Raw genomic sequence first — 5,977 nt, 5'->3', positions numbered from 1 at the left:
CCATCAGTCCGTACAGGTAGGCGCGGCCGATCAGCGTGAAGTCGGCACCCAGGGCGAGAGCGGCGACGATGTCCCCGCCGCTCATGATCCCGGTATCCAGAATGATGCTGGTTTTCCCCCTGAGCTCGGCGGCAATCTCCGGGAGCAGGTGCAGCGGAATCGGAGCGCGGTCCAGCTGGCGTCCTCCGTGGTTGGACACGACGATCCCGTCCGCGCCGTAATCAACGGCCTTGCGGGCGTCTTCCACGGTCTGGATCCCCTTCACCACCAGGTTGCCCTTCCACGTCCGGCGGAGCCACTCGAGGTCATCGAAGGTCAGGGTGGGATCGAACATGGAATTGATCAGGTCCGCGACGGTGCCCGAGTACCGGTTTAGGCTGGCGAAGGACAGCGGTTCGTGCGTCAGGAAGTTGAACCACCAGGCCGGGCGGTAGGACGCATCCAGCACGGTCTTGAGCGTCAGCGCAGGCGGGATGGTCATGCCGTTGCGGACGTCTCGGAGGCGTTCCCCGGCGACGGCGGTGTCCACCGTGACCATCAGCGTGTCGAATCCGGCTGCGGCCGCGCGCTCGATCAGTTCCCGCGACTTCTGCCGGTCCGTCCAGAGGTAAAGCTGGAACCAGTTGCGTCCATCCGGTGCTGCTGCTGCGACGTCCTCGATGGACGCAGTGCCCATGGTGGAGAGCGTGTAGGGGATCCCGGCCGCCGCTGCAGCCTGTGATCCGGCGTACTCACCCTCGGACTGCATCATGCGCGTGAAACCCGTGGGCGCGATTCCGAAGGGAAGGGCGGACGGGCGGCCCATCACGGTGGTGGAAAGATCCACCGTTTCGACGTTCCGCAGTACACCGGGCCGGAACTCGACGTTGGTGAACGCCTCCCGGGCTCGGCGCAGCGTGATTTCTGATTCGGCGGCGCCGTCGGTGTAGTCAAACGGTGCCTTGGGTGTTCGCCGCTTGGCCAGGTCCCTCAGGTCCCAGATGGTGCTCGCCCGGCGAAGCTTGGCAGCGGCCCCCAGCTGCGGTTTCTTGAACTGCATCAGCGGAGCGAGGTCGTGGACGCGGGGGACACGGCGGGTCAGGGCCTGCGGTTTGTTACTCAAGGGACAACGCCTTTCGAAGCATTCTGCTCTGGAACCATCGAGACTACGGAGCGGTATGCGGAGCTGACAAGGCACGTTCACGAAGCGGGAGGGGGCCCGCTGCGGGCCGGCGTCGTCCTCCGATGCCGCGTGACAGATCTGGCCGGTGAACGCCCGGCTTGCCAAGCGGGGCAGCCTGGGCCTACCGTCTAAGCATGACTAACCGTTGGTATGCGTATTTTTCGTTGGCTCTGGAGGAGCCCGCGCGATAATTCGCTGACGCCAACCTTCAGAGCCACCAGGGCAGGGGATCGTTCCCTTGCCCTTCGCCATATCCGGCGGGGTCTGAAGAGAAGTCCCGCCGGTTTCACACACGGATAACGGGATCATGAACCTCACCAGCACAGAACACTCAAACCGTACGTCGGACCTGCGGGTCAGCGAGTTCCTCCCGCTGCCGGCACCCGCCGACCTCCTGGCTGAACTGCCGCTCACCGACGAGCTTGCCGGCGTCGTGAGCCGTGGACGCGAAGACATCCGTGCCGTACTCAACGGGGCCGATGACCGGCTCCTTGTGATCATAGGGCCCTGCTCGATCCACGATCCGGGGGCCGGCCTGGAGTACGCTGCACGCCTTGCCGCCGCGGCCGAAGAACACCGGTCCGATCTTCTGGTGGTGCTGCGTGCCTACTTCGAAAAGCCGCGCACCACGGTGGGATGGAAGGGGCTCATCAACGATCCCCACCTTGACGGCAGCCACGACATCGCCAGCGGACTGTTCGCCGCTCGACGCTTCCTCATCGCGGCTGCGGAACTCGGACTGCCCGCCGGGACAGAATTCCTGGAACCCATCAGTCCCCAGTACGTCGCCGATCTGGTGTCGTGGGGAGCAATCGGAGCCAGGACCACCGAGAGCCAGATCCACCGGCAGCTGGTCTCCGGACTGTCCATGCCGGTCGGCTTCAAAAACGGCACTGACGGTTCGCTGCAGATCGCCGTGGACGCGTGTGATGCCGCGTCCGCTCCACAGTCATTCCTGGGGATCGACGGGGCAGGCCGGGCCTCGATGGTCCGCACGGCCGGGAACCCTGACACGCACCTCATCCTCCGCGGCGGCAGCGCCGGGCCGAACTACTCCGCTCCGGATGTGCTTGCGGCCTCCGGAACCATGGCCGGCAAGGGCCTGAACCCGCGCCTGATCGTGGACGCCAGCCATGCCAACAGCGGCAAGAACCACCACCGCCAGGCCGAAGTTGCACTGGAACTGGCGGCCACGCTGGAATCCGGCCACGATGCACGCCACCGCCTCGCCGGCGTCATGCTGGAGAGCTTCCTGGTGGGCGGCGCGCAGCCGCACGACAGCGAGAATCCCCGCCCGCTGACCTACGGGCAGAGCATTACGGACAAGTGCATGGACTGGGACACATCGGCTCTCATCCTGGACGCGTTGGCTGCGGCCTCCCGGCGCCGTCGCACCGGAGCCTGAAGTCCTGCTGTTCTCCTGCTGAAGTCCAGGACAGGCACCGGCCGCAGGCCGCGGAGGCACGCGGAAGAAACATCGCGGAAAGGGACCGTCTTTCGGCGGAAAAACTTCCACTATGGTTACTTTAGCCACTAGAGTAGAGTGCTAGACGGTCATCAGATGGTCATCAAGGCGACACGCCGCCGGATGTTCGACGAGTCGGGATTGCGCCCTTGGCGCTTGGGCCCTTCAGTCGCACTGGACGCAAGTTGCTTCCGAACGAAGGAACAAGAGATAAATGGCAGACGAGAGCAATTTCTCGGACGTGCGGTTTCTGACGGTGTCAGAGGTCGCGGATGTCATGCGTGTGTCCAAGATGACCGTTTACCGGCTGGTGCATTCCGGAGAACTTCCGGCAGTCAGGTTTGGGCGGTCCTACCGGGTTCCGGAATCTGCGGTGCAGCAGGTCCTGCGCAACGCGGTGATTGACCGCCAGACGGGCACCGCTTAGGCAGCACCCGAAACGGGTGCCGGGGCGCCGACGGCGCTGTCCTGAAAGGCAGCGTGGAAGCGGTACCCTGTTAAGGAACGTTTCAATCATGGCTAGTATCTGCCGGAACCGTTGACGGCGGGCCGCCCAGGCCCCCGGATCCAGGAACCGGCATGGCTCCTAATTCAAGTTTGTGAGGACTCTGTGGGTTCAGTTATCAAGAAGCGCCGCAAGCGTATGGCTAAGAAGAAGCACCGTAAGCTGCTTCGCAAGACCCGTCACCAGCGCCGCAATAAGAAGTAGATTCTTCTGTAGCGACGCAGAAGCCCGCCGTCCGGTTCAGGACTTGGCGGGCTTCAGCTTTTTAATGCCTGGACGGCGGATTGGCCTAGCGGGAACGGACCCAGGAAAAGCCGCGCCACAATCCGTAGGCGGCCCCCGCGGCCGAAGCCGTCTTGAGGCCGAGCGTGGCTGCACGGCGTCCGGAACGGAAGTCATAGACGGGCCAGTTGTGATCGCGGGCGTGCCGGCGGAGGCGCGCGTCAGGATTAATTGCCACCGGATGGCCCACCAATGACAGCAGCGGCACGTCGTTGAAAGAATCGCTGTAGGCCCAGCAGCGGGAGAGATCCAGTCCCTCCTGCTCCGCGAGGGCCCGGACTCCTTCTGCCTTGGCCGGACCATGCAGGAATTCACCGACCAGCCGGCCGGTGTAGAGGCCGTCGGCCACCTCGCTGACAGTCCCCAGGGCTCCTGTCAATGAGAGCCGGCTGGCAATCACCGAAGCCACCTCAACGGGTGTTCCGGTAACCAGCCACACCGGTCGGCCCGCCTTCATATGCTGTTCGGTCAGTGCGCGGGTGCCGGGCCAGATCTTCGAAACGATCATTTCGTCATAGACCTCTTCGCCGAGGGTGCGGACGTCCTCGGCTGCCAGTCCCGTCGCGATGGCCAGGGCGGCGTCACGGACGCTGTGCACGTCCTTGAGGTTCTCGCCCTGCAGCATGAACCGCAGCTGCTTGTACGCGAACCCACCGGCTTCCCGAAGCGTGAAGACACCGCGCTGGTGCATCTTGCGCGCCACATGGAACAGGCTGGCACCGCGCATGAGGGTATTGTCGACGTCGAAAAAAGCCGCTTCACCCGGAGTTCCTGCCGCAGCCGGATGATCGGTGGCTCGGACGGCAGTGGATCGGGGCATAGTTCGAGTCTACTGAAAATCCCGCTTGTTCCGCGGACTTGGGCTCGTGCAGGCTAAGTTGGAAGTCATGAATGGTGTACCAACGTCCGCGCCGGTTCCGGAGGTGCTGCTGCTGACGCGCCCGGGCTGCCACCTGTGCGAGGCGGCCCGCAAAGTCCTGGACAGGGTGTGCGGCGAGTTCGGCGTCCCGTGGCAGGAACGGTCCGTCGACGACAACCCCGACTATCTTGCCCGTTTTTCCGAGGAGGTCCCGGTGCTGATGATCGACGGAATCCAGCGGGACTTCTGGCACATTGACGAGGCCCGGCTGCGCCGGCTGCTGGCGTCATAAGCCGGGGACAGGGAAAGAAATCGGTGGAGGATGAGAACACTTGGTTGGCCCCGGTGGGCGGTCCTAGAGTGGGCACGTACCGGACGGAAATCCGTGGGCACCGATGCGGAGCCCCGAGCAAACGAAAGCGGCAGAGGTGAGTACCTGGGATGAGTGACCCTGCAGGCCTTCAGCGGTCCGGCCATGGGCGGCACATCCCGGCCGCGTCGCTGGCGCGCCTCACCGTATACCTGCGGGTGCTGGGGACCATGATGACCGAGGGCATCGAACGGGTTTCCTCCGAGGAGCTGGCGGAGGCCGCGGGAGTCAACTCGCCAAAACTCCGCAAGGACCTCTCCTACTTGGGCTCCTACGGCACACGCGGCGTGGGCTACGACGTCCCGTACCTCAGCGGCCAGATTGCTGCGGCCCTTGGCCTGACGCTGGATTGGCGCGTCGCCATTGTCGGGGCCGGGCATTTGGGAAGGGCTCTGGCAGGCTACCCCGGATTCGGGTCGAGGGGATTCGAGGTCGTGGCCTTGTTCGACGCTGACCAGATGACCGTGGGGCAGGAGGTCGGCTGGTTGCGGATCAGCCCGGTGGACGCCATGGAAACCGTGCTCGAAAAGACCAGGGCCAACATGGCGGTCCTGGCTGTCCCGGCGGAGGTAGCCCAGCAGATGTGCGACCGCCTCATCGCAGCCGGGATCACGAGCATCCTCAGCTTCGCGCCCGTGGTGCTGCAGGCTCCCCCCGAAGTCCAGATCCGCAAGGTGGACATGGCCACCGAACTGCAAATCCTTGCCTACCATGCCCAGCGGGCCCAGGTGGCGGCCCTTGCAACCGACGCCCAGGCCCGGTTGATGCGCTGAGACGTTCAGCTGCCCACGGTGCGGACCCGTGCCCGCGCGAAATACCTCGCGGTGCCGGGCAGGAAGGACAACGCCAGCCCCGTGCCGGCGATCAGCGCGGCTGCAACATGCTGTTCCGCATGGTTCATAACGCCGAAGAAGAGGGCAGCGGCCACCAGTGCGGCGCAGCAGACCCGCGCCCAGTTCCGCCCGTCACGGATTACTGAGGCCAGGAAGAAGTAGGCCCCAAAGGTCACGGCTGTCATGGCCACATCCGCAACCCGCGCAAGGACCAGCAGGGTGTCGGCCGGGACGCCAAGTTCCAGGAGCTGTGCCGTAGCTTCCGGGACTCCGCGTCCGGGGTCCATGGCCGCACGGAAACCGGCCACCAGGACCATTACGCCGGCTGCAAAGATCAGCACTGCACCCGCGTTCACCGCCAGCGGTGCGCGGCGGGGAGTTTTCCGGGAGGGAAGGCGAGGGGTCGGAGGCGGCGGGGGGGCGGGCGCCCGGGCCGGCCGGGGCGGCCGCGGGGGAGCGGGCGGGGGGGGGGGCCGCGGCGCCCGCCGCGCGCCCCCCCCC

At 65.4% G+C, this 5,977-nt stretch carries 8 protein-coding genes; 5 read left to right on the top strand and 3 right to left on the bottom strand.

The window, feature by feature from the left end:
* On the bottom strand, window positions 1-1,039 hold a 1,039-nt coding region (locus TVB01_RS16365), incomplete at its 3' end, for an alpha-hydroxy acid oxidase (protein ID WP_422456962.1).
* A 430-nt stretch (window positions 1,040-1,469) separates the two neighbouring features.
* On the opposite strand from TVB01_RS16365, the gene TVB01_RS16360 reads away from it, so the two are divergent.
* The 3 genes from TVB01_RS16360 to TVB01_RS16350 all read left to right on the top strand — a co-directional run bounded on the left by TVB01_RS16360 (window position 1,470) and on the right by TVB01_RS16350 (window position 3,336).
* A complete protein-coding gene (locus tag TVB01_RS16360) occupies window positions 1,470-2,567 on the top strand; it encodes a 3-deoxy-7-phosphoheptulonate synthase (protein WP_422456961.1) in 1,098 nt (365 codons plus the stop codon).
* A 274-nt stretch (window positions 2,568-2,841) separates the two neighbouring features.
* Window positions 2,842-3,054, top strand: coding sequence for a helix-turn-helix domain-containing protein (locus TVB01_RS16355; RefSeq protein WP_422456960.1), 213 nt, complete (start codon window positions 2,842-2,844; stop codon window positions 3,052-3,054).
* Window positions 3,055-3,237: 183 nt separating this feature from the next.
* Window positions 3,238-3,336, top strand: coding sequence for a 30S ribosomal protein bS22 (locus TVB01_RS16350; RefSeq protein ID WP_003792170.1), 99 nt, complete (start codon window positions 3,238-3,240; stop codon window positions 3,334-3,336).
* A gap of 85 nt (window positions 3,337-3,421) precedes the next feature.
* Here TVB01_RS16350 and TVB01_RS16345 read toward each other — a convergent pair whose 3' ends face one another.
* Window positions 3,422-4,234, bottom strand: coding sequence for an HAD family hydrolase (locus tag TVB01_RS16345; RefSeq protein WP_422456959.1), 813 nt, complete (start codon window positions 4,232-4,234; stop codon window positions 3,422-3,424).
* A 67-nt stretch (window positions 4,235-4,301) separates the two neighbouring features.
* On the opposite strand from TVB01_RS16345, the gene TVB01_RS16340 reads away from it, so the two are divergent.
* Together TVB01_RS16340 and TVB01_RS16335 are read left to right on the top strand one after the other, a co-directional pair.
* Window positions 4,302-4,565, top strand: a complete 264-nt coding sequence (locus TVB01_RS16340) for a glutaredoxin family protein (RefSeq protein WP_422456958.1) — start codon at window positions 4,302-4,304, stop codon at window positions 4,563-4,565.
* Between the two features lie 149 nt (window positions 4,566-4,714).
* Window positions 4,715-5,416, top strand: coding sequence for a redox-sensing transcriptional repressor Rex (locus tag TVB01_RS16335; protein ID WP_422456957.1), 702 nt, complete (start codon window positions 4,715-4,717; stop codon window positions 5,414-5,416).
* A gap of 5 nt (window positions 5,417-5,421) precedes the next feature.
* Here TVB01_RS16335 and TVB01_RS16330 read toward each other — a convergent pair whose 3' ends face one another.
* Complete coding sequence (locus TVB01_RS16330) at window positions 5,422-5,817, bottom strand: hypothetical protein (protein WP_422456956.1); 396 nt, start codon at window positions 5,815-5,817, stop codon at window positions 5,422-5,424.
* Window positions 5,818-5,977 lie beyond the last annotated feature (160 nt).

Source organism: Arthrobacter sp. 7Tela_A1 (genome assembly GCF_049311065.1).
In the GTDB taxonomy this organism is placed as follows: domain Bacteria; phylum Actinomycetota; class Actinomycetes; order Actinomycetales; family Micrococcaceae; genus Arthrobacter_B.
The sequence above is the reverse complement of the archived record's forward strand: the minus strand, read 5'-3'. Positions and strand labels throughout refer to the sequence as shown.